We start from the raw sequence: 1823 nt of genomic DNA on the forward strand, positions 1-1823 counted from the left end.
CGGGATCGATATAGGCGGCTACCGCGCGCGCGTGGTCAAGGTGACGGATTTTGCCCGTTTTACCCATATCGTGGCGCTGGATCGCGCCAATCTTGAGCATCTGCTTTCCGTACGGCCACCCGGCAGCCGCGCCGAGGTTTCGCTGCTGCTGGACCATGTGCCCGGCAGGCAGGGCCAGAGTGTCGCGGATCCGTATTACGGCCCGGCCAGCGCGTTTGACACCACATGGCGGGATGTGACGGCCGGGGCGGAAGGGCTGATCAGGAAATTGCGGATCCTGTCATGAGTCGTCTGGCGCGGCATGGCGCGGCCCTGCTGGGCGCGCAGCTATGGAACTGGCAGGCGTTGCAGGGCGGCGATATTGCCCGGACGCTGCTGGTCTATCTGAATGACGGGCGCAAGGTGGTGGTCAAGAATGGCCCCGACCCGGTGGCGGAGGCTGACATGCTGCGCAGCCTTGGCCGGACCGGCGCTGTGGTGCCACGGGTGCTGGGCGTGGATGAGGACGCGCTGGTGCTTCAGTACCTACCATCGGGGGGGCAGGCTGGCGGGCTGCTGGCCCGATCTGGGCCGCGTGCTGGCGCAGGTCCATGCGGGCAGGCCCCCACGGCGGGATGATGAAGCCTGTTACGGCTGGCATGTCGATTACGCGTTCGGGGCGTTGCCCGTGCGCAATGCCTGGGCGCGGAACTGGCCGGAATTCTGGGCGCGGCACCGTCTGGCCGTCCATCTGGAGCATGTCGGCATTGACCTTGCCCGCCAGCTTGAAACACTCATGCGTCGCCTGCCCGACCTGCTGCCGGAAAGGCCGGTGGCCGCCCTGCTGCATGGCGATCTGTGGGGGGGCAATGTGCTGGTGGCGGACGGTCGGGTTTCAGGACTGATCGACCCGTGCTGCTATTACGGGCACGCGGAGGTCGATCTGGCCACCGCCGGGATATTCGATCGCCCCGGATCGGGCTTCCATGCGGCCCATGGACCGCTTGAGGCGGGGCATGAGGTGCGATTCGCGATTTACCGGCTCTGGATCGCGCTGGTGCATCTGCGCCTGTTTGGCGCGACCTACAGGCCGCTGGTGACGCATTATCTCGATGCCGCCAGTGCGGGACGCGGCTGAGCCCGTCCCGCACGCGGGGTTACGATCAGAGCGAACGATAGCGTGACAGCCAGTGGGCATAGGGCGCGGGCAGCACCCATGGCGCGTCCGCGCGGCCCAGTGCGCGCGCCGCCGCGTAAGGCCAGTGCGGGTTTTCCAGAAAGGGGCGACCGATCATGCCAGATCGATCTGCCCGGTGCGGATCAGCCCGTCAATGGCTTCGGCATTGCCAGATACCAGCTTGTGGCCACCGGCAGCCCGGTTTCGTGGCGCACGCGCTGCGCGATGGGCGCCATGAAGGACGGCCCCCACGGGATTTTCGCATCCGGCGTGGAAAAGCCGATGCTGACATCAAGAAAATCCAGCCCGGAGTCGCGAAAGGTTCTGGCCACCGTTATGGCGTCGCGCAGGGTCTGTTCGTCCTGCCCGTCGAACTCGATCATGCCCAGCCGGGCGCTGAGCGGACGGTCCTCCGGCCAGACGGCGCGGACTTCCTGCAATGTCTCCACCAGGAAACGGGCGCGGTTTTCAAGGCTGCCGCCATAACCGTCATCGCGCTGGTTGGAATGGGTCGAGAGGAAACTCTGGGCAAGGTAGCCGTGGGCGAAGTGCAGCATGAGCCAGCCGAACCCCGCATCCCGCGCGCGCCGGGCGCTGGCCACGAAATCCTGCCGCACGCGGGTAATGTCCGCCATCGTCATGGCGCGGGGCACCTTGGGCAGGCCAG

General features: G+C 66.7%; 3 protein-coding genes and 1 pseudogene. 3 read left to right on the plus strand and 1 reads right to left on the minus strand.

What is annotated here, in order from left to right; genetic code table 11:
- The 3 genes from JCM25156_RS15445 to JCM25156_RS25145 form a co-directional block, all read left to right on the plus strand.
- Positions 1-286 (plus strand): arsenate reductase/protein-tyrosine-phosphatase family protein (locus JCM25156_RS15445; protein ID WP_025813790.1); only part of this gene is annotated, 286 nt, incomplete at its 5' end.
- Entirely contained in the window at positions 283-618 is a 336-nt protein-coding gene (locus JCM25156_RS31455; protein ID WP_242402696.1) for a hypothetical protein, read from the plus strand. The genes JCM25156_RS15445 and JCM25156_RS31455, both read left to right, overlap by 4 nt.
- The gene (locus JCM25156_RS25145; RefSeq protein WP_242402697.1) at positions 500-1117 is read left to right on the plus strand and encodes a fructosamine kinase family protein; all 618 of its coding nucleotides are present in this window, start codon (positions 500-502) and stop codon (positions 1115-1117) included. Before JCM25156_RS31455 ends, JCM25156_RS25145 begins: the two co-directional genes overlap by 119 nt.
- A gap of 25 nt (positions 1118-1142) precedes the next feature.
- Here JCM25156_RS25145 and JCM25156_RS25150 read toward each other — a convergent pair.
- Positions 1143-1823, minus strand: a pseudogene (locus JCM25156_RS25150) (oxidoreductase); the annotation flags it as partial.

This window comes from Komagataeibacter kakiaceti JCM 25156, from assembly GCF_000613305.1.

Bases quoted from the DNA above. Each gene is read 5' to 3' on its own strand.
- JCM25156_RS25145 (WP_242402697.1), top strand. From the start codon at position 500: ATGAGGACGCGCTGGTGCTTCAGTACCTACCATCGGGGGGGCAGGCTG.
- JCM25156_RS31455 (WP_242402696.1), top strand. From the start codon at position 283: ATGAGTCGTCTGGCGCGGCATGGCGCGGCCCTGCTGGGCGCGCAGCTA.